Origin of the sequence: Aquamicrobium zhengzhouense, assembly GCF_016124105.1 — a bacterium.
Classification (GTDB): domain Bacteria; phylum Pseudomonadota; class Alphaproteobacteria; order Rhizobiales; family Rhizobiaceae; genus Aerobium; species Aerobium zhengzhouense.
Window position 1 is genome coordinate 204,568 of record NZ_JADGMQ010000004.1, and the last position, 20,422, is coordinate 224,989.

14 protein-coding genes are annotated in these 20,422 nt (G+C 59.0%); 1 reads left to right on the forward strand and 13 read right to left on the reverse strand.

Annotated elements, in window-relative coordinates; all coding sequences use genetic code 11:
• The first annotated feature begins 87 nt into the window (after window positions 1-87).
• Window positions 88-2,427: a PAS domain-containing sensor histidine kinase gene (locus IOD40_RS08680; RefSeq protein WP_198476134.1), complete on the forward strand. Its 2,340-nt coding sequence runs from the start codon at window positions 88-90 to the stop codon at window positions 2,425-2,427.
• A gap of 11 nt (window positions 2,428-2,438) precedes the next feature.
• Here the strand turns inward: IOD40_RS08680 and IOD40_RS08685 are convergent, their stop codons facing one another.
• The 13 genes from IOD40_RS08685 to IOD40_RS08745 form a co-directional block, all read right to left on the reverse strand.
• Complete coding sequence (locus IOD40_RS08685) at window positions 2,439-5,390, reverse strand: bifunctional [glutamine synthetase] adenylyltransferase/[glutamine synthetase]-adenylyl-L-tyrosine phosphorylase (protein ID WP_198476135.1); 2,952 nt, start codon at window positions 5,388-5,390, stop codon at window positions 2,439-2,441.
• The gene (locus IOD40_RS08690) at window positions 5,377-6,819 is read right to left on the reverse strand and encodes a sensor histidine kinase (RefSeq protein WP_198476136.1); all 1,443 of its coding nucleotides are present in this window, start codon (window positions 6,817-6,819) and stop codon (window positions 5,377-5,379) included. Before IOD40_RS08690 ends, IOD40_RS08685 begins: the two co-directional genes overlap by 14 nt.
• A gap of 2 nt (window positions 6,820-6,821) precedes the next feature.
• A complete protein-coding gene (locus IOD40_RS08695; RefSeq protein WP_198476137.1) occupies window positions 6,822-7,496 on the reverse strand; it encodes a response regulator transcription factor in 675 nt (224 codons plus the stop codon).
• A gap of 73 nt (window positions 7,497-7,569) precedes the next feature.
• The gene (locus tag IOD40_RS08700) at window positions 7,570-9,090 is read right to left on the reverse strand and encodes a Do family serine endopeptidase (protein WP_198476138.1); all 1,521 of its coding nucleotides are present in this window, start codon (window positions 9,088-9,090) and stop codon (window positions 7,570-7,572) included.
• A gap of 105 nt (window positions 9,091-9,195) precedes the next feature.
• Complete coding sequence (locus IOD40_RS08705) at window positions 9,196-9,666, reverse strand: cytochrome c-type biogenesis protein (protein WP_198476139.1); 471 nt, start codon at window positions 9,664-9,666, stop codon at window positions 9,196-9,198.
• Complete coding sequence (locus IOD40_RS08710; protein ID WP_198476214.1) at window positions 9,663-11,651, reverse strand: heme lyase CcmF/NrfE family subunit; 1,989 nt, start codon at window positions 11,649-11,651, stop codon at window positions 9,663-9,665. The genes IOD40_RS08705 and IOD40_RS08710 overlap by 4 nt, the downstream gene beginning before the upstream one ends.
• Window positions 11,651-12,109 carry a cytochrome c maturation protein CcmE gene (gene ccmE, locus IOD40_RS08715; protein ID WP_198476215.1) on the reverse strand — a complete coding sequence of 153 codons (459 nt, stop codon included), beginning with the start codon at window positions 12,107-12,109 and terminating at the stop codon, window positions 11,651-11,653. The genes IOD40_RS08710 and ccmE overlap by 1 nt, the downstream gene beginning before the upstream one ends.
• Window positions 12,110-12,118: 9 nt before the next feature.
• Entirely contained in the window at window positions 12,119-13,195 is a 1,077-nt protein-coding gene (gene ccmI / locus IOD40_RS08720; protein WP_198476140.1) for a c-type cytochrome biogenesis protein CcmI, read from the reverse strand.
• A 592-nt stretch (window positions 13,196-13,787) separates the two neighbouring features.
• A complete protein-coding gene (locus IOD40_RS08725; RefSeq protein WP_407649124.1) occupies window positions 13,788-15,200 on the reverse strand; it encodes an ATP-binding protein in 1,413 nt (470 codons plus the stop codon).
• Between the two features lie 26 nt (window positions 15,201-15,226).
• Window positions 15,227-15,892, reverse strand: a complete 666-nt coding sequence (locus IOD40_RS08730; protein WP_198476141.1) for a response regulator transcription factor — start codon at window positions 15,890-15,892, stop codon at window positions 15,227-15,229.
• A gap of 59 nt (window positions 15,893-15,951) precedes the next feature.
• Window positions 15,952-16,236 (reverse strand): hypothetical protein, encoded by a 285-nt coding sequence (locus IOD40_RS08735; RefSeq protein ID WP_198476142.1) that lies wholly within the window; start codon window positions 16,234-16,236, stop codon window positions 15,952-15,954.
• Window positions 16,237-16,289: 53 nt separating this feature from the next.
• Window positions 16,290-16,496: a hypothetical protein gene (locus tag IOD40_RS08740; protein ID WP_198476143.1), complete on the reverse strand. Its 207-nt coding sequence runs from the start codon at window positions 16,494-16,496 to the stop codon at window positions 16,290-16,292.
• Between the two features lie 19 nt (window positions 16,497-16,515).
• Window positions 16,516-20,415 (reverse strand): baseplate multidomain protein megatron, encoded by a 3,900-nt coding sequence (locus IOD40_RS08745; RefSeq protein ID WP_198476144.1) that lies wholly within the window; start codon window positions 20,413-20,415, stop codon window positions 16,516-16,518.
• Window positions 20,416-20,422: the final 7 nt, after the last annotated feature.

Sequence of the window (20,422 nt, forward strand, 5' to 3'; positions counted from 1 at the left end):
GACACAAGGAATCGCGTCTGATTCTTTAGGGACGATTCGGATGTGCGGCGTTGCCGGGTCATCAGGTAAAAACGGGGAGCCATTATAATGGCAAACGCGGACGCGTGGAGCGCGCCCGATGGGGAGTATCATGCGCGTCACTCAGCCGCTCAGACGGCGAGCCGGACGATGTCCGGTCGTGCGCGCATACTTGCAGCCCCTGTCTATCAGCGCCTCTTGGCGCTCGAGCCATATCTGCGCCGTGTCGTCCCGGTCCTGATCATCGCCTTTCTCATCATGGTCGCGGGAACCCGCTGCCTTGCCCTTCTCGCTCAGCGCGACGACGTTGAACGCCTGGCCAACGGAACGCTCACCCTTGCCGCCGCGCAGATGACCCGCTCGATGGAGTTGGCTCAGCTACGCGCTGCCGATAGCACTCCTGATACCCAACCGGTTATTGAGGAGATCGCGGCCCAGGGCGCGTTAAGCACCAGTCATGTGCTCCTGATCACCGACGCCACGTTCTCCGTGCGGGCAGCCTCGCCTTCCGGCACACCTTGGATCGGCAAGCCACTCGACCGCATCATCCATGGCGGGCAGCCGCTCTTCCTGTTTGGCATCCGTGCCGGGGTGATGCAAGTTCACGTCGACGGGCAGCCATGGTTCGCGGCCATGGGGATCAGCGCCGACCGCAAATGGGCAACGGTCGCCCTGATCTCGCAGGCCGATGTCTTTGCAGACTGGCGGCGTACAGCGACGCTTAATGTAACCCTTTATGCGATCACGGCTCTCGTCCTGCTGATCGTCCTCTACGCCTATTTCGGCCAGGCAGCCCGCGCCCAGGCAGCTGACCGGCTCTATCTCGAAGCGCATGAGCGCGTCGACCTCGCACTTGTGCGCGGCCGCTGCGGCCTGTGGGACTGGGACATGGTCCGCGGCAAGATGTATTGGTCGCGTTCCATGTATGAGATGTTGGGTTACGAGCCCACCGAGGCCATGCTTTCCTTCGGCGTCGTGGCCGAGATCATTCATCCGGATGACGTTAATCTTTTCGGCCTCGCCAACCGCATTGTCGCTGGCGAGATCGACCAGATCGATCAGGTATTCCGGATGCGCCATGCGGACGGCCAGTGGATGTGGATCCGTGCCAAGGCGCAGGTGAACGATCCTGAGGCACCGGAAATGCACCTCATCGGTATCGCGGTTGATATTTCCGAACAGCGCCGTCTGGCGCAACGATCCGAAACCGCTGACCTTCGGTTGCGTACCGCGATCGAGAGCATATCGGAATCTTTCGTCCTCTGGGATGCCTTCGACTGCCTGGTGATGTGCAACTCCAAGTACAAGCAGGATTACGGGCTCAGCGATCAGGACGTCATTCCCGGAACGCCTCGCGAGAGGATCGAGCAGAAAATGATGGCGCGCGCGCATGAGCGGCGCCTCGCCAGCCCGAATGGTCCTAACAGCGGCGCGACCTATGAGCGGCAGCTGGCGGATGGCAGATGGCTGCAGGTCAACGAACTTCGCACCCGCGACGGTGGCATGGTCTCCATCGGTGCCGACATCACCCAACTCAAGCAGCATCAGGAAAAGCTGACTGACAGCGAGCGGCGTCTCATGGCGACGATCCATGATCTTTCGTTAGCCAGACGCGCCGAAGGCGAGCGAACGGCAGAGCTCGTTGAACTGAACCGCAAATACATGAAGGAAACCGAGCGGGCCGAAGCTGCCAACCGCGCGAAATCGGAATTCCTCGCCAATATGAGCCATGAGCTGCGCACGCCACTCAACGCGATTATCGGCTTCTCTGAAATGATGCAGCAAGCTTATTTCGGGCCGCTCGGATCAGAGAAGTACGAAGAGTACGTCGCCGACATCCACTCATCTGGGCTCTACCTGCTGGGGGTGATCAACGACATTCTCGACATGTCGAAGATCGAGGCGGGGCAATTCTCGATCGAGCGCGAGCGCATCGACCTCCACCCGCTCATTCTTGAGACTGTGCGCGTCGTCTCTCTGCAGGCAGCGGAGAAATCGATCATGCTGACCACGCAGATCAGCGAAGGTCTCATGCTTCACGCTGACAGGCGCGCCATCAAGCAGATCGTCATCAATCTGCTGTCGAATGCCGTTAAGTTCACTGGCGTGGGTGGCAAGATCACCATGCGAGCCCGAAAGGTATCCGGCGCGATCATGCTGAGCATAGAGGACACCGGATGCGGCATTCCAAAGGATGCACTCAAAAAGCTCGGTCGTCCGTTCGAGCAGGTCCAGAACCAATTCTCGAAGAACCACACCGGTTCCGGCCTTGGCCTTGCAATCTCGCGATCGCTGGCTGAGCTTCACGGGGGCGCGTTGAAGATCCGCTCCACCGAGAATGTTGGCACAATCGTTTCGGTCCGCATCCCCATCAGGAACAAAAAAACTGTCGCCAAGAAAGCGGCTTGATCAGTTCCTGATCAGCTCCGGCCGAGAAGTTCATCAAAGGCGGTTTTCACCTTCTCTGCCGTCTCCCTGATGTGAGCTTCGAGGACGCCAAGACTTGGCAGGTCGGTGCTTCGAAGAAGAAGATCGGCAAGGCCCGGTGGCACGTCGTCTGGATCCAACGGCCCGGTCAGGCAAAGCCTGACCATCTGGGTCAGCGCCAGATAGAGCTCATAAGCGCGAACGAGATCATCTCGCGTCTGCGGAGTACAGAGCCCTGCCGTCAACCTGCTGAGTGCATCTCCGGTAGAAGTTGGCGGCCATTCGCCGGGTTCAATGTGCCCTGTAAGCCGAGCACACTGAGCGATGAATTCGAGGTCGATCTGCCCCCCCTCGATAAGCTTCAGATCCCAGATGTTGCGGGCCGGCTTTTCACGGGCGATGGTGTCCCGCATTTCCCGCGCATCCTTGAAGATTGCCTGCTCGTCGCGCGGTAACGCAATGATCTGTGCAACCTCCTCATCGACAACGCGGCGCAGCGCTTCGTCACCAGCAATTGCACGCCCGCGCGTCAGCGCCATATGCTCCCAAGTCCACGCTTCGGAGCGTTGGTATTTGCGGAACGCGTCAATATGAGTTGCGACGGGCCCCTTGTTCCCCGATGGGCGAAGGCGCAGGTCGAGTTCGTACAGCACCCCCTCCGCCGTCGGTGCCGAAACCGCTGCAATCAAGCGCTGTGTAAGGCGACTGTAATAATGGGACGGTGCGAGCGGCTTCTCACCATCCGATTCCTCGGCATCTGGATCGTGACGATAGAGAAGGATGAGATCGACATCCGAGCCTGCAGTCAGTTCGCGGCTACCGAGTTTTCCCATCCCAAGTATCGCGACTTCGCCCCCAGGCACGCGGCCATGGCGGGCTGCAAACTCCGCCTCGACTGCCTCAAGCGCAGCACCAATGGTCAGGTCCGCCAGATCGGAAAAGGCCTTCCCCGCCCGCTCCGCATCAATCGCCCCCTTCATGAGGCGAACACCGATCAGAAATTGTTGCTCGGCAGCGAATATCCTCAGACGGTCGAGTTTTTCTTCATGCAGTTCTGCGCCTTGCAGAAAGGCCTCAAGCCGGATTGCCAGATAGGCCTTGTTTGGAAGTTCTGACAAGATTGCAGGGTCAAGCAGCCCATCGAACACATGCGCACGACGCGTGATGATGGCCGCAAGTCGTGGCGCGGCGCCCATGATCGTCGCCAGAAGATCAAGCAAGGCCGGGTTGGACTGCAGCAATGAAAAGAGCTGTATCCCCGCTGGAAGGCCCGAGAGGAACTCATCAAAGCGCAGAATGGCTTCGTCTGCACGCTTTGTGCGGCCAAACGTTTCCAGAAGTGCGGGGGTCAACTCGGTCAGGCGTTCACGCGCGTCGGAAGACTGGGTCGCGCGGTAGCGCCCGAAGTGCCAGGTGCGGATGACACGGCAGATGTCGCTCGGCCTCGAAAAACCCAGTTCCGACAGCGTCTGGAGTGTCGAGGGATCATCGACGTCACCGGTAAAGACGAGGTTCCCCACGCCGCGTGTCAGTTGCGGCGCAGTTTCGAACAGTGCAGCGTAATGGCTCTCAACCAGATGCAATGACTTGCGGAAGGCAGTCGAAAACTCTTCTGCACCAACAAAACCCACCATACGCGCAATCCGTTCGAGCCCGGCGTCGTCTTCCGGAAGATTGTGGGTTTGTTCGTCGGCCACCATCTGGATGGCATGCTCAACATCGCGAAGGAACCAGTACTGGGTCGCCAAAGCATTGCAGGCTTCCGGTGTAATCCACCCACGCTGAGCCAGTACCTTCAGCATCGGCACAGTTTCACGCCCTCTCAGTTCGGGGAACCGGCCACCGGCGATGAGCTGCTGCGTCTGGACGAAAAACTCGATCTCTCGGATGCCACCGCGGCCAAGCTTGACGTTGTGCCCTTTGACCGCCACTTCCCCGTGACCCTTGTGGGCATGAATCTGGCGCTTGATGGAGTGGACGTCAGCGATGGCTGCGTAGTCCATGTACTTGCGCCATACGTAAGGCGTCAGCTCTTTGAGGAACGCCTTTCCGGCTCCGATGTCACCTGCGACGGGTCGTGCCTTGATGATTGCGGCACGCTCCCAGTTCTGACCGCGCCCTTCATAATAGATCAGCGCTGCCTCGACCGGGATGGCGAGCGGCGTTGAACCGGGATCGGGGCGCAAGCGCAGATCCGTGCGGAACACGTAGCCGTGCTCGGTCCTGTCCTGAAGGATGCGAACCAGGCGGCGCGTAAGGCGAACGAAGGTCTCCGTTGACTCATAAGGGTCCGGGATCGCCGGAGCGGCTGGATCAAAGAAGACGATGAGATCAATGTCGGAGGAAAAGTTGAGTTCGCGCGCGCCCAGCTTTCCCATGCCGAGGATGATCCAGCCAGACTTATCGGCTGGCTTGGCTGGATCGGCAACGTTCAGCTTTCCAGATCGATGCGCATCCAAAAGCAGGAAATCTATCGCCGCGTTTACGCACGCGTCCGCAAGGTCGCTGAGCCGTTTGACAGTAATCTCGGCGTCCGCGACGGCAGCGAGTTCTGCAAGGGCGATCAGAAAATGTGCTTCGCCCTTGGCCTCGCGCAACGCCTTCATGAGCCCCGTCTCGGTCTGCCCCTCCAGGATGCCGAGCCCGCGGATGAGGATGTTCAGTTCGGTAAGCCGATCGTCCAGCCGCACCGAATAGAGCCTTTCGAGCGAACCGGGCCAACGACGCGCGCAGTCGCGCAGGAAAGGTGACAGGTTGAAGGCAGCAGCGAGGAAATTCGCTAATGGCGATGATCCCTCAAGCAAATTCGCGGTCTGAACGAACCCAGCTTCACGTGCACGCTCGGCGAGATCAGCGATCTCTTGGGCAGCAATATCAGCATCTAGAGGTGTGAGGGAACTTGCGGGTGCTCCGAACCAGATCTCGCCGTCGTCACCGTTGCTCATTGATCCGCGAATCCTCTCGGAAAATCATCTTGACTGATAGTCCGGGGTTTCGACCGGATAATTCAAGTCGTCCGCGATGAAATTCCATCACCGCCTTGGCGAGACTGAGACCCAACCCCGAGCCGGGCTGGGAGCGACTACGCTCAAGTCGAACGAAGCGCTCTGTGGCCCGATCATGATCATCCTCAGGGATACCGGGCCCGTTATCTGCGACCTCGACCGCGACACCGTCATCGCTTCGACGCAGGCTGACCAGCACGCGCGGCGCTTCGCCGGAGCCGGCGGAATATTTGATGGCGTTGTCAACGATATTGGACAGCGCCTGCGCTACCAGCTCGCGATTGGCGGTGATCGTTGCATCCCCCTGGACCGATGCCTCGATAAGGACGCCCAGCTCCTCTGCGACCGGTTCGTAAAGCTCGACAACGTCAGCGACAGTCCGCGCGAGGTCCACCGGAACAGTCTGCTCAGAAGAATATCCAGCTTCCAGTCGCGAGATCATCAAAATCGCATTGAAAGTACGGATCAACTGGTCCGACTCGCTGATCGTCGCCTCCAGCGCCTCACGGTAGTCCTTTTCCTCCAGATCGCCCGCCAGCGCGACTTCAGCGCGATTTCGCAGCCGCGTCAGCGGTGTCTTCAAATCATGCGCAATGTTGTCCGAGACCTGTTTCAAGCCGTCATTCAGCCGAGCGATACGCGCCAACATCACATTCAGGTTTTCCGACAGGCGGTCGAATTCGTCTCCGGAACCGTTTACCGGCAAGCGGCCGGTCAGATCGCCGCCCATGATACGCCTGCTGGCTTCGGAGACAGTATCAATCCGGCGCAAGGCACGGCGTCCAACGAAAAACCAGATGACCGCAGCCCCGATGCCCATCATGCCAAAAGCGAGAATGAGGGAGCGATTGACGATGTCGCGAACGATCTGTGGTTCGCCAAGATCGCGTCCTACCAGGAGGATCATCTGGTTGGGAAGGCGAAGCACCAGCGCAACCGCCTGATGCCCGGTGGCTTGGATTTCCGCCCCCTCTACTGGTGGAGGGCTTACGGCGGATCCACGGTCACCGTACCGGCGGTAAGCGAAGGGGCGCGGAGTCCAGCCATCTGCCTCAAGAACCCCTGGCTCGATGCTGTCGACGTTGCCAGACAGAATGCGGCCATTGACGTCCGCAAGAAGATAGAGATTGGCTCCAGGCTGGCGGGACCTCGTTTCGACAAAACGCACCAGAGCTGGGAGGCTCCCCCGCTGGTAGGCGCGCGCGAGGCTTTGCATTTCCTCCGCGATCGTCTCTTGGGTCTGAGCTGTCAGCATGCTGACTGACAAAGTCGACATGTAGAAGACGAGCACTCCGGCGCAGAGAGCGAACAGGACCATGAACATGGCCGTCAGCCGGGCGGCCGTGGTGCGGAGAACTGCGGGCAGCATGATCAGCCCGCCTTGAGCATGTAACCGGCGCCCCTGACGGTGTGCAGCACCGGGGTCTCATACCCCTTCTCGATCTTGGAGCGCAGCCGCGAGACGTGGACGTCGATCACATTGGTCTGTGGGTCGAAGTGATAGTCCCACACATTCTCGAGCAGCATCGTGCGCGTGACGACTTGGCCCGCGTGGCGCATCAGATATTCCAGAAGGCGGAATTCGCGTGGCTGCAGCGGTATCTCGTTCCCCGCCCGCTTCACCGTATGTGACAAGCGATCCAACTCTAGGTCGCCAACGCGATATACGGTTTCCACTTCTCGTGGACTGCCTCGCCGTTCGAGCACTTCAACACGCGCGAGAAGTTCCGTGAATGCGTATGGCTTCGTCAGATAATCATCGCCTCCGGCGCGAAGACCGGTCACGCGATCATCCACCTCGCCCAGCGCTGACAGGATGAGGACCGGGGTTTTGATGTCCCTTGCGCGCAGCCCTGAGATGACCGACAGCCCATCCCGTTGGGGCAGCATCCGATCGACAACGAGAACATCATAGCTGCCCTCAAGCGCAAGCTGATATCCTGTGTCCCCGTCATGGGCGACATGCGCGTTGTGCCCGGCTTCGCTCAGCGCTTTCTGCAGGTACTCCGCAGCTTCGCGGTCATCTTCGATCAAGAGAATCTTCATAGCGGGACTATACGCGAAAACAGGAAAAGGCGACGGCCTCGAGGAGACCGTCGCCTGAGTTTCGGTTAACAGATCAGCTGATCGGCAGCGGTACGAAGTGGTTGCTGTCGTTACGGTTGACCTGAAGCAGAACCGCCTTGCGGCCCGCCTTTGATGCATCCTCGACAGCCTTGCCGATATCGTCACCACTCGTCACAAGGTTCGAGTTGATAGCAACGATCACATCGCCAGCGCGGATATCGCGTTCGCCAGCGGGGCTATCTGGTTCAACTGCGGTCACCACGACGCCTTTGCCGTCTTCAGCCGGAGTAACGGTGATGCCGAGGTCCTCCAGCGCCGTCGCCGCCGTCGAGCTGTCATCCGACGAGGTGGTCGCCTTCGCAGTCTGGTTCGGCAACTCTCCAAGCTTGACCTGGAGTTTTTCTTCCTTGCCCGCGCGCCACAAAGTCACCTCGACCTGCTCGCCAGGTGCGAAACCGCCGATGGTGCGAGCAAGTTCACGCGGGCTTGAAACCGCACGGTCGTTCACCGCTGTTACGACGTCGCCTGCCTTAATGCCGGCTTCCCGGCCGGGACCATCCGCCTGTGCATCGGTAACAAGCGCGCCTTTCGCATTCTCAAGGCCAATCGATTCGGCGATCTCGTCTGTAATAGGCTGGATTTGAACGCCCAGCCAGCCACGCATAACGGCACCGTTCTCCATCAGATTGGTCACGACCTGATTTGCCGTTGAGGCCGGAATTGCGAACGCGATACCGACATTGCCGCCGGACGGAGAGAAGATGGCCGTGTTCACGCCCACCACCTCACCGTTGAGGTTGAAGGCAGGACCACCCGAATTGCCACGGTTCACTGCAGCATCAATCTGGATGAAGTCATCGTAAAGCGTGGCGCCGATGTCGCGACCACGAGCTGACACGATACCTGCAGTCACCGTGCCACCGAGACCAAACGGGTTACCGACCGCGACGACCCAATCGCCAACGCGAACCTTTGAATCGTCAGCAAAAGCTACGTAGGTGAATTCCTCGTCAGCATCGACTTTCAGCACGGCGAGATCGGTACGTGGATCTGTGCCAACGAGCTTGGCGTCGAACTCATCGCCATCCTGCGTCACGATAACAAACTCAGAACCGCCTTCGACCACATGGTTGTTGGTCACAAGATAGCCGTCACCGGAAATGAAGAAGCCCGAGCCTTGGGCAACAGGCCGCGCACGCTCGCGCTCGCGACGTTCACGCGGGCGATCACCACGGAAATCTCGGTCACCACGGAACTCGCGGAAAAAGCGGTAAAGGGGATGATCACGGGGTAGATCTTCAAAGCCCGGCATTCCGAATGAGAAGTTGTTGCCACGCTCGCTTGCCGGGTTGACCTTGGCCTGAACCCTGACGCTGACCACGGCAGGCGTGACCTTCTCGACCACGTCCGCAAAGCCAACGCTCTGAACACCCTCAACCCTGACCGCGTCGGCATAGGAAGGCAGTGACCCGGACGTCACCGCGCCGAAGCCGATCACGCTGGCGAGCGCTACCGACGCTGCCGCCGTGAGCCAACGACCGCGCATCTTCGAAACAGTCTTGTTCTGGTTCATCTCTTTGTCCCTGGTGAGTTCGTTGATGCATTTGCATCGTTGATCACAGAGATAGGCGCGTGAACCTTACGGCGCCATTTCCAGAGCATGAAACTTTTGTAATCTTCAGGAAGGATCCTTATCCGCTCTTCCGAGGATCTCCTTGAGGCGCTGCTCCTCTTCTTCGGAGAGGCGTAAGGAATTCGCCTTCTGCGGGCGACCGGCCCGTGAGAAAAGGAAGACGCCACCAAGAAGAAGCAACGCTACCGGCGCTCCCCAGAGAGCAGCATTCTGAATGCTGAAACGCGGCTTCAGCAGCACGAATTCGCCGTATCTCGACACCACGTAATCAAGCACTTCCTCATCGGTCTCGCCGGCGACCAGCCGTTCGCGCACGAGAACGCGCAAATCGCGAGCAAGCTCCGCGTCCGAATCATCGATCGACTGGTTCTGACAGACCATGCACCGAAGCCCGGCAGACAAGTTTCTCGCGCGCTGCTCCAGTGCGGGATCAGCGAGGATCTCCGACGGTTGGACGGCGAGTGCTGGCACAGCAAGCGCCAACCATAGAGCTGAAATTGCTGCCAGCTTCTTCATCGTGCCGCAACTCCGGCAGGTGCGGCCTTCTCCTTCCGGCGAGCTGGCGCACCAACCCGTAGGCGGCGATCCAGCAGAGAAACCACGCCGCCACCCATCATCACTACGCCGCCAAGCCAGATCAAAAGCACCATCGGCTTCCACCACACCCGAACGACAATGCCACCATCACTCGTCGCATCGCCGATAGAAACATAAAGCTGGCTGAACCAGATCGTTGAAATGCCAGCTTCCGTGGTTGGCATCTGCCTAGCGGTGTAGAGGCGCTTGGACGAGATGATCTCACCCTGAACCCGTGCTGCCGCGTCCATATAGGTGAAGTGTGCGCGGTCTTCCGTGAAGTTGGGTCCCCGTTGCGGTGCGATGGTATCGAACTTCAGCGTGTAGCCGGCAACAGACATCGTATCGCCTGGCCGCATCACCATCACCCGTTCAATGTCGAGCGACGTGACCGCCGCAATTCCAAGAACGGTAACGCCGAGGCCGAAATGGGCCAGCGCGGTGCCAAAGACGGAGCGCGGCAGTCCGCGGAAACGGCGCCAGGCAACAGAGAGACTGACATTACCAATGCCGGCCTTGAGTGCGAGGTCGGTCAGGGCACCGAGCATCAGCCAAGCAGCAAGCCCCATGCCGAAGGCAGCCAGTACTCCCGTTCCGTCGATCAGGAAATAGCCGAGCAAAGCGACCAGAAGCGCGCCCCCGAAGGCGGCAAACAGGCGCTGAGAGACGGCGTATACGTCACCGCGCTTCCACGCCAGCAGCGGGCCGAAGGGAACCGCAATCAATAGCGGGACGATCAGCGGGATGAAGGTCAGGTTGAAGAAGGGTGCGCCGACGGAGATCTTCTCTCCCGTCACCGCTTCCACCAGAAGTGGGTAGAGCGTGCCCAGAAGAACCGTAGCGGTGGCGGTGGTCAGGAAAAGATTGTTCAGGACGAGCGATCCTTCCCGTGAAACCGGATGGAACAACCCGCCCTGGGTCAGAGATGAAGCCCGCAGAGCAAACAGCGCCAGCGATCCACCTATGAACAGGATCAGCAGCATCAAGATGAAGACACCGCGCGACGGATCGGTAGCAAAAGCATGAACGGACGTCAGGACGCCGGAACGCACCAGGAATGTTCCGAGCAGCGAAAGCGAGAAGGTCAGAATTGCAAGCAGCAGCGTCCAGATCTTGAGCGCGGACCGCTTCTCCATCACAATCGCGGAATGGAGCAAAGCTGTGCCCGAAAGCCACGGAAGGAACGACGCATTCTCGACCGGATCCCAGAACCACCAGCCACCCCAGCCAAGTTCGTAATAGGCCCAATATGAGCCCATCGCGATGCCACCAGTCAGGAACAGCCAGGCTGCAAGTGTCCACGGGCGAACCCAACGAGCCCACGCAGCATCGATCCGCCCTTCGATGAGCGCAGCGACTGCGAATGAGAAGCAGACTGAGAACCCGACATATCCGAGATAGAGCAGCGGCGGATGGATCGCGAGACCGATATCCTGGAGGACGGGATTAAGGTCGCGTCCTTCAAGCGGCGCTGGCGACAGCCGTGTAAACGGGTTTGAAGTCACCAGGATGAAGAGCAAAAATGCTGCGCCGACCAACCCTTGGATCGAAAGGACGTTGGAACGCAACGTATCCGGCAGATTGCGACCGAAGAGAGCGACCATCGCACCAAACAGGCTGAGGATCAGCACCCAGAGCAGCATCGAGCCCTCATGGTTTCCCCAGACGCCGGTCACCTTGTAAAGCATCGGCTTGGCCGAATGGGAGTTCTCCCAGACATTCACAACCGAAAAGTCGGATTGGATGTAGGCGGACGTCAGCGCTGCAAACGAAACCGCTACCAGCGCGAACCCCACCAATGTCACTGGGTTCGCTACTGCCATTAGCCGCGGATCGCCGAGCCTCGTTCCCATCAGGGGCAAGACGAACTGGACCAACGCCAGCGCGAATGCCAGCACCAGCGCGAAATGTCCGAGTTCAATAATCACTGTGCGGCCTCGTCCGTGCCGTCAGCATGCTGCCACATGCCGGTTTCCTTGAGGCGATCTGCCACTTCCGGCGGCATGTATGTTTCGTCGTGCTTGGCCAGGACGCTATCCGCCACGAAGATCCCGTCGCTACGCAAAACACCCTCGGTCACCACGCCTTGCTCTTCGCGGAAGAGATCGGGAAGGATGCCATTATACGCGACTGTCACGGAATGCGCCTGATCGGTCACCGAGAAATGGATCTCGGTATTGTCACCGCGCACGATGGAGCCTTTCTCAACCAGTCCGCCGAGGCGGATCCGCTGGCCCGGGTCCGGCGCTGCTGCTTTCAAATCAACCGGCATGTAGAAATAGGAGGTCTTTTGCCCCAACGCATAGAGTGTCAGGCCTGATGCCAGACCTAGAAAAAGCATCGCTCCCCCGATGATGGAGAGCCTCTTCTGCTTTCGCGTCATTGCCATCTTCTATTCCTTAACGCCCACGCCTCGTTCGGCGGCGAAGGCTGCCAACTCTTTGCCGGCTTCACTGTCAGCCCCAAGTGCATCAATGCCACGCGCAAGAGCATCACTGGCGTCAGCAATACGACCGAGAACAGTGTAGGAGTGCACGAGCCTTTGCCACCCGGCCGGATCCTGCGGTTGTTCACGCAGCCTTTGATCCAGTCCCGCGACCATATTCTCGATCATCGCCGACTGATCATCACCCGCGATCAAATTGCTGTCATCGCCCGAAATCGTAGCGAGCGCCCGGCGCACGACGTCCTGCCAAGGCGAATCGTTCGGCAACTGCTCCAGCATTGTCCGCAACGCAACTGCCGCGTCATCGTCACGCCCTTCCTGGCTCAGCGCCGCCGCCAGCGCAAATTGCGCCTTTAGATTGGCAGGATCGAGTTCCAGCGCTCGTTCATACGCCTCACGCGCATCAGCAATGATAACGCCGCCAGAAGCGGCTGTAAGAGAATCCGCGAGACCCAGCTCCCGATCGGCATCCTGCCCGTTTAGAGTGATGGCGTTGCGCCATGCGGTAACCGATTCCGAAAAACGGCCCACGCGATAATAAATCGGTGCCAGAACTTCCCAACCGCGACCATCCTGCGGGTTTGCAGCAAGATGCGCTTCAGCCCGGGCAACAAGTTCGTCTATCGTGCTTTCAGCCGGATTTTTAGAAAGTCGGGCCTGTAAAGGCTGCCCTGACAGTTCCGGCGAGCCAGTCATAGAATAGACGCCCCAACTCGCTAACGGCACGAGAAGTACTGCGATAGTCGCTGCCACTTTACCAAAACGTCCGGCGGAGACGGAGCGCTGCTCTTCAGCCGAGAGCTTTAAGATCCTGCGACCTATTTCAGCGCGGGCCTCAGCTGCCTCGCGCTCATCAATTGTTCCTCGGTCGAGATCGCGATCGAGCTCCGAAAGCTGGTCCTGATAGACCGAAAGATCATGATCTGCGTCTCGTGTGACAGCGCTGCGATTGCCAACAACCGGCAACAGCACGGCGAGGCACCCAGCGAAAGTCAAAAGTGCTGCGATAATCCAGAAAGCCATGGCCGTCAGATAGCCGTTGATTTCCTCAATGCCAATGACGGCCCAGTGCGGCTTTTTGGCGATTCTGTCAGGCTAGAAGGGTCCAGCTTCCGTCTGAGTTCCGGCAAGCAGTGCCCCGGCTCGTACGGGTCAAAGCGCCTGAGTAAACGGTATGTTTGTACTGGCGGCAGTCCTGGGAGCCGACTCGATATGGGGATCCTGCAACAACCTCGCCGCGGCTTTGACCCGAGCGCCCCCATATCACCGGCTCGCCCACGCCCATATATTCAAGTGCCCGATATTCAGCTTCCAGCGCGCGACGGCGCTCGCTCCAGTCAAGCTGCACTCCCGGAGTTCGTGACACCAAACCGCCGGCCATAGCTTCAACAATCGCGTTAGAAACCGGTCTCGTGCTTCCGGCGAAAGCTCTCTCGGTCAATCCTGCTGCAGGCCCTGTAACGGTCGAGCAGGCCGAGAGCAGCGCAACGAGAACCACCGCCGCAATTGAATGGTTCATTCTCAAATGCCTTTCTGATCGGTCATGCCCTTCCCCGCCTGACCGATGCTTCTTAAGCGAGAGTTTGGCGCATCCATGGCAAAACGGCAACGCACGTCATTGTTGGGCTCTCTTGAGAGTAACCGCCGCACGCAATCCTCCGAGTGGGGATCTGGATAGTGCGATGTCACCCCCATACTCCTTTACAAGGTCGGCGACGATTGAAAGTCCAAGGCCTGTGCCGGGCTTGGTTTCGTCCAGCCGGCGCCCACGTACGAGGGCATCGCGTCGATCTTCTTCGGCAATTCCCGGTCCATCATCGTCCACGAACAGCGTGAACGATCGACGCGCGTCATCTGTCGCATCCCCATGAACAGTCACGGATACCTGTTCACGCGCCCACTTCATGGCATTTTCAAGCAAATTGCCGGCAATTTCCTCCAGATCTTCTTGCTCCCCGGCAAACGTGATCTCCTGATCCGGCATCTGCAACGAGAGATCTACGCGGGGATTGAGCTTGGCGATCACCCTGACCATGCGCTCCAACACCTGCTGGACCGGTGTCCTGAAAACAATGGTGTCTCGCTGCGCAGCCATACGCGCGCGCTGAAGATAATGTTCGACCTGTTGCTGCATGGCTCCCGCCTGCTCCGCAATCAGATCACCTTTCCTGCCGCCAATCGCCCGTGCCTCGTTGGTTAGAACAGCAAGCGGTGTTTTGAGCGAATGCGCGAGATTCCCGACCTGTGTACGTGATCGCTCAACGATACGCCGGTTGTTTTCGATGAGAGCGTTGGTCTCGTCGGCCAGAGGAGCTATCTCGGCAGGGAAGGCCCCGTCCAATCGCTGAGCGGCCCCTCCCCTGATTTCCGCAAGGGCCTCGCGAACGCGCCGAAGCGGCGTCAGCCCCGCCAGGATGGCGATAGCATTAATTGCGATCATGCCCAGTCCGAACACCGTCAGCGCGATGTATAGCTGACGCTCGAACGCCGCGATGTCCGCTTCGAGCTCAGATCGGTTTCCCATAACCCTGAAGCGCGCGATGCTGCTGTCCCCAGCTAGAACGAACTCGCTCTCGAAAACCTCAATTGTTTCTCCAGCAAGTCCGTTCGCCATGTAGCTGCGCTGAAATTCGCTGTTGAAAGGAATCTCATCCGTCGACGGCGAAGGAAGATTCCCCAACAGCGAGAGCGACATCAGACGTCCGTTGACGTCATCTGAAACAGGCTCGACTGCCCAGTACCAACCCGATTGCGGGATGGTGAAACGCAAATCGCCGAGATTTGGAGCTCCCGAAAGACGCCCACTTTCATCGACGCCAACCGAGCTGATCAGATTGAACAGATGCGCTGTCAGAAGGCTCTCAAAGCCGCGCTCGCTGGCCTGCCTGAAGAGGGCGGAGATGATTGTCGCGATAACAACAAGCGCCAGCACTGCCCACAATGTCGAGAAGGCGACGACGCGAAAAGCGAGGTAGCGAAATGGCTTTTTGAGGGTGGACAGGCCAAGGGACAAGACCGGATGGTCCACTTATAACTTGGTACCGGAGAGACAGATCACTCCGCACTCTCCCGCATTCGATAGCCAAGCCCACGCACCGTCTCGATCAGGTCGACGCCCATCTTTTTACGCAGCCGGCCTACGAACACCTCAATCGTGTTGGAGTCGCGGTCGAAATCCTGATCGTATAAATGTTCCACCAGCTCCGTGCGCGACACGACGTGGTCCATGTGATGCATCAGGTAGGCCAGCAGTCGAAACTCGTGTGAAGTGAGCTTCAGCGGCACGCCGTTGACGTCAGCCTTGGACGACTTTGTGTCAAGGCGCAAAGGACCGCAGATCAATTCCGATGACGCATGGCCAGCCGCGCGACGGATCAGAGCGCGAACGCGCGCAAGAACCTCCTCGATATGAAAGGGCTTGGTGACGTAATCATCAGCACCAGCGTCAATACCGGCAACCTTGTCACTCCAGCGATCTCGCGCAGTCAGGATCAGCACCGGCATCTTTCGGCCGTCTCTACGCCAGCGTTCGAGAACACTGATCCCGTCCATCTGTGGGAGGCCTATGTCGAGAACGACCGCGTCATAGGGTTCGGTATCGCCGAGAAAATGCCCCTCTTCTCCATCGAATGCACGATCCACGACGTATCCGGCATCCACGAGAGCGTCGGCAACCTGACGATTGAGATCCTTGTCGTCCTCGACCACGAGTATGCGCATTGCGGCCCCTATCAATTGCCTTTGCTGATTATCATCAGTTCCTGAGTGAGGCTGGCAGCTTAGCCTGCGGGAACAACGATTTCTTCCCGACGTGGCCGCTGGCCATCCTTTGCAGGCACCAGAACGACGATAACGCAGACTTGCTGTCCGCCTCTCACGTCCGGCGTTGCTCGTGCCAATTGTCCGCCCATCTGCGCAGCGTAACGCTGGCCGATCCCATGGCAATCTGCCTGCGCCACCACGTAGGTCGCATCCGACGCCTGAGCGGGCACGTGGGGCACCGTCAAAGCAAATGCCACTACCCCGGCGGCGATGACGTGAGAAAGGGAGCGGAACGTTTTCATGCCTCGCTTCTATCGCAACTTGGCTGAACGCTTAATGAACAATCCACACAACGCTAGCCGATCCTGGCCCTCGCGACCAGCCGTCCGAACAGCGCAAACAGGGAGGCCAGCGCGACGACGGCCTGCACAAATCCATCGACCAGTGCATCCGTCTCGCCATCCTCGATCGGGAAGCCTAAAAGCCCCGCGAGTGAGGCGGTAATCGCCACCAACGAAGCCCAAACAGTCCGCGACAAATACCACGGCTTCAAACTATCCATGTGCAACTCCCTGAGTTTTTTATGGAAGGATCGTGCTGCAACGCGCCGCCACACCTGCACCTACGGTCGCGCTGATCTGGCGAACCGTGACTTTGATCTCGCTTGGCTGAAGCGGAAAATCTTCCAACTGCATTCCGTTTGAGTACGTCCATGATGGAGACGATGTCTCGGCCACACGCCGAATATTGTCTCCCATGTCAGTGAACTCGATCCGGTATTTTTCGAACTCCTCGCCGAGCGGAATGTCCTCGCCAATCCAGCTATCCGCATCGATCCGCCCTCGCCTAACCCAGCTGAAGAGAACATCCCCGTTGGATTGCCGCTTTGCTCTAAGATGGACCGGAGAGAACGGAAGGCGTGCTCGCACCCCACCCGTAGCCTGCGCCTGATGAAACTTTCGCGTTCCGAACGCCAGGCCCGCGGGACCGACCCGCCAGTTCAACGAAAGCCCGCTAAGAGCGGCAGGTAAACCCGAGCTGACGACGCTGCCGTTGACAAGAACGAAAGTAGCTCCGGCGGGATGACCGCGCATCATCACATCGTTGGTGCCAAGCTGTGCACGCAATAAGCTGCTCAACTGCCAGACATTGGCTTCAACTTCCTGGGCGTGGGAAAATTGCAGCAACTCCCATCCGCCATCGGGGGACCCGATCGCTGCTAGGTTCGCACCATTTAGAAGGCTGACCGTGCTTGCGCTGGCCAGTTCACCTCCGAAGAGCCTGACGTTGGCCCGACCGGAAAGATCCACTCTGCCTTCCGGACCGGGGGTCAGCGGCTCCACGAGAGAACCGATAGTCCCTCGTGACTCTATCACTGCAGTCAATTCGAAGCCGGTTTGCTCCGGCGACGCATAAACTGCCTGCCGCCGCCACGGCTCGGCAAACGCCGCAATCCGGTAACTGTTTTCGACGCCATTGCTGCCGGGCATCAATGGCAAATCCAGCATCACAACGTGCGGTGCTCCCGCAATCACAGGAGGCCTGAACGAAGGCTCGCCCAACTCAGCAGGTTTCGCAGTCGCTGCACGTCGGGATATGCGTCTTGCGGCGAGCTTGCGACTCAGCCCCTGTTCTACTTCGGTAACCAGATAGTCATAACCAGCACTGTCGCTGGAAAGGCTGATAACAGCACCGACTTCGATGCCAAGAGCATCCGCTGGCAGTGCAAACCCGATCGTGTCCCGCGCAACGTGCCGTCGCTCAAGCCACTCACGAATTTGCGTTTCGGCACCTTCACGATGGATGCTTCCGGGAAGGGACAATCGCTCTATTTCAGCGGCATGGGCCCCCGGTCGAACCACGCGAGCTACAGCCGTCTGGTACTCGGAAAATGAATCGACGAACGTCACTTCCGCCGCCTCCGGCAGGTCCCGCAATTGCGTGCGGCTGCGTTCGAAGGTGATCTCCTCATCCAAAACGATGTCGTCGATAGTCAGGATCGAGCGTGCGAGATTTTCCGCGGAGAAATGAAGTGTTCCGTCGCGCTCGGCTGCGAAAATGCCAAAGAGCTGCGCTAACGGCTCCAGTGCCGCTCGCGCGGTGTCCGGCGCGTCGGTCAGATAGCCGTTGAGGCTACCAGCCACGTCTCTGGTTTCGGCCGCTGGAAGGCTGTGATCCGACAGGATCGCTGAAATAAGGTCCGACCTTCTGACGCCACAAAGGCGTCCATTCAGCCAATGGCCCGCACTCCAGTTCTCTCCGTCGGCCCAGATCTTGGTGTGCAGCGGAAACGCCGGAAAGGGCCGAGCGTCCCACGCCCAAACGCAGCTACGGCTGATATCGAGCATTCGCCCGCCATAGATGGTCGAAACGGGATTATTCGCTTCATCGAAATATGCACTGGCTGGATCCCAATGCTGGAAATGTGCCGCCAGAAACCGTGCAGGCGCATCATCTGCCCGTGCCCCCGACGAAAAATACGGCACCGCATTTTCAGACGACTTACTGTCTGGAAACACGTTGGGCTGGTTCGGTCCTTTGTCGACCGCAGGACAGCCGATCTCCGTAAACCATATCGGCTTCGACTGCGGCCGCCATGCAGTCGGTTCGGCCATCTCGACGCCGCCGATTCGGTTGAAGTGCTCGTTCTCCCACCAGGAAACCAGATCCTTGTAGCGGAACACCCATGGCTTGCCGTAAGCCCCATCGGTGATCGGGGTTCGCGAGCGTATTTGGCGGGCTTCGGAGCTGGCATAGAACCAGTCAAAGCCTTCGCCGGCACAAATCTGGCTGCGTAATCCATTGATGTCATAGGGCAGCAGGAAGCCATCAGGATTTCTTCCATCGATGTCCTCGTCACGCCAATCGGCGAGCGGCATGTAATTGTCGATGCCGACAGCGTCGATGGCGGGATGCGCCCACAATTCATCAAGATGGAAGAAAACGTCACCGGATCCATCCGCGGGTTGATGCCCGAAATATTCCGACCAGTCTGCGCCGTAGGTTATTTTCGTCTCGCTACCGAGGATGCTCCGGACTTCTGATGCCAACTGACAAAGGGCTTCGACAAACGGGAAGTGGCTGCTCCCATCGCGCAAGCTGGTCAGGCCCCTCAATTCCGATCCAATCAGGAAGGTGTCCACCCCTCCCGCTTGCGACGCCAACCATGCATAGTGAAGTACCAGCCTGCGATATCCCCAATCCTCAGGATCGCCGAGATAAGTCACTCCGCTTTCATCGAGCGCAAAACTGGCTGAGTTGGCGCTGCCGCAATAGGAGCTGACATCCGTGCGGATAGCTGAGCTCTTGTCCGGCGATCCCGGAGCATTTGGAGCTGGAAAACAACTGATGCGGCCCCGCCATGGAAACGCCGATTGCTCGTCTTCGCCATATGGATCAGGCAAGCCGTTAGATGGCGGCACATCCATCATCAGGAATGGATAGAGCGCGACCCGCAAGCCTCGTCGCCTGATCTCCTGGATGCACCGCACGACGGAAAGGTCGGAAGGCGTCCCGCCATAGGCGGCAACCCCCTCCACATAGCTGACGGTCTGCGCTTCCTCGCGCACCACTCCGGAAACCCGCCATTCTTCGGAGAACTCAAGCGAGGCGTTTTGCGTGACCATCGGACGGATCTGGCATTGCGCCGCACGCAGATCGTCTCCAAACCAAGAAACGACAACAGCCACTTCCTCAAGGTTCGGACACAGCGCCTGTAATTCATCCAGTGACGCCAGCAGATCAGACGAGCCATGCAGGACGTTGCGGTTGACGTGTATGGTCACCCCAGGGCTGGGAGTGAACGTGACTTGCTCCGGATCCAGGCCGTACTCCGTCGCTCCTGGCAGGAGGGCTACCGAACGTATGTGACGATGCAACTCGCCTACCGGCCTCAGGACCTCGAACTGAAACTGAGGAATGCGGTTGCCGAAGTCACCCAGCGCGAAATGGTCGAACACGGCATAGGCGGTACCTCGATACGCTGGTGTGCCGTGAACCTGCTTCGCATCGATAAGCGGATCCGCCTGCTGATCTTCGAAGCCCGTGTAGATCCGGAGATTGATCTCCTCCAGATCCAGTTCACGCCCGTCTGCCCAGATCCGGCGCACTCCCGCGATTGGCCCCTCGCATAAGGCGAAAGCAAAATTTCCGGAATAGGCGTAGGTTGTCGTGGTGACCTTGGGGCCTGCTTTTGCCCCTTGGCGTTCGACGGTCTTGGTCTCGTGGAACCGGGTGGCCCAGATCAAATTCCCGCCGATACGCATGGTGCCGTATACGCGCGGGATAGGCTGTCCCTCCTCTGCCAGGAACGGCTTCGGTGCGCCGAGACGCGGGCCTTCGATCCGCCGGTGTCCCTGCAGCAATGTCTGGTCGATGGCGTAACCTGCCATGGCGCCTGCTGCGGACCCTATCGCGCTGCCAATAGGACCAAAGATGCCGCCAAGGAACGCCCCGGCTGCCTGTAAGACGATTGTCGCCATGGAATGA

What these genes read in the sequence shown, in the direction of transcription:
- ccmE (WP_198476215.1), bottom strand. Translation starts at nt 12,109, where the DNA reads ATGACGCGAAAGCAGAAGAGGCTCTCCATCATCGGGGGAGCGATGCTT.
- IOD40_RS08685 (WP_198476135.1), bottom strand. Translation starts at nt 5,390, where the DNA reads ATGAGCAACGGTGACGACGGCGAGATCTGGTTCGGAGCACCCGCAAGT.
- IOD40_RS08730 (WP_198476141.1), bottom strand. Translation starts at nt 15,892, where the DNA reads ATGCGCATACTCGTGGTCGAGGACGACAAGGATCTCAATCGTCAGGTT.
- IOD40_RS08680 (WP_198476134.1), top strand. Translation starts at nt 88, where the DNA reads ATGGCAAACGCGGACGCGTGGAGCGCGCCCGATGGGGAGTATCATGCG.
- IOD40_RS08690 (WP_198476136.1), bottom strand. Translation starts at nt 6,819, where the DNA reads ATGCTGCCCGCAGTTCTCCGCACCACGGCCGCCCGGCTGACGGCCATG.
- IOD40_RS08700 (WP_198476138.1), bottom strand. Translation starts at nt 9,090, where the DNA reads ATGAACCAGAACAAGACTGTTTCGAAGATGCGCGGTCGTTGGCTCACG.
- IOD40_RS08705 (WP_198476139.1), bottom strand. Translation starts at nt 9,666, where the DNA reads ATGAAGAAGCTGGCAGCAATTTCAGCTCTATGGTTGGCGCTTGCTGTG.
- IOD40_RS08745 (WP_198476144.1), bottom strand. Translation starts at nt 20,415, where the DNA reads ATGGCGACAATCGTCTTACAGGCAGCCGGGGCGTTCCTTGGCGGCATC.
- ccmI (WP_198476140.1), bottom strand. Translation starts at nt 13,195, where the DNA reads ATGGCTTTCTGGATTATCGCAGCACTTTTGACTTTCGCTGGGTGCCTC.
- IOD40_RS08740 (WP_198476143.1), bottom strand. Translation starts at nt 16,496, where the DNA reads ATGGATAGTTTGAAGCCGTGGTATTTGTCGCGGACTGTTTGGGCTTCG.
- IOD40_RS08735 (WP_198476142.1), bottom strand. Translation starts at nt 16,236, where the DNA reads ATGAAAACGTTCCGCTCCCTTTCTCACGTCATCGCCGCCGGGGTAGTG.
- IOD40_RS08695 (WP_198476137.1), bottom strand. Translation starts at nt 7,496, where the DNA reads ATGAAGATTCTCTTGATCGAAGATGACCGCGAAGCTGCGGAGTACCTG.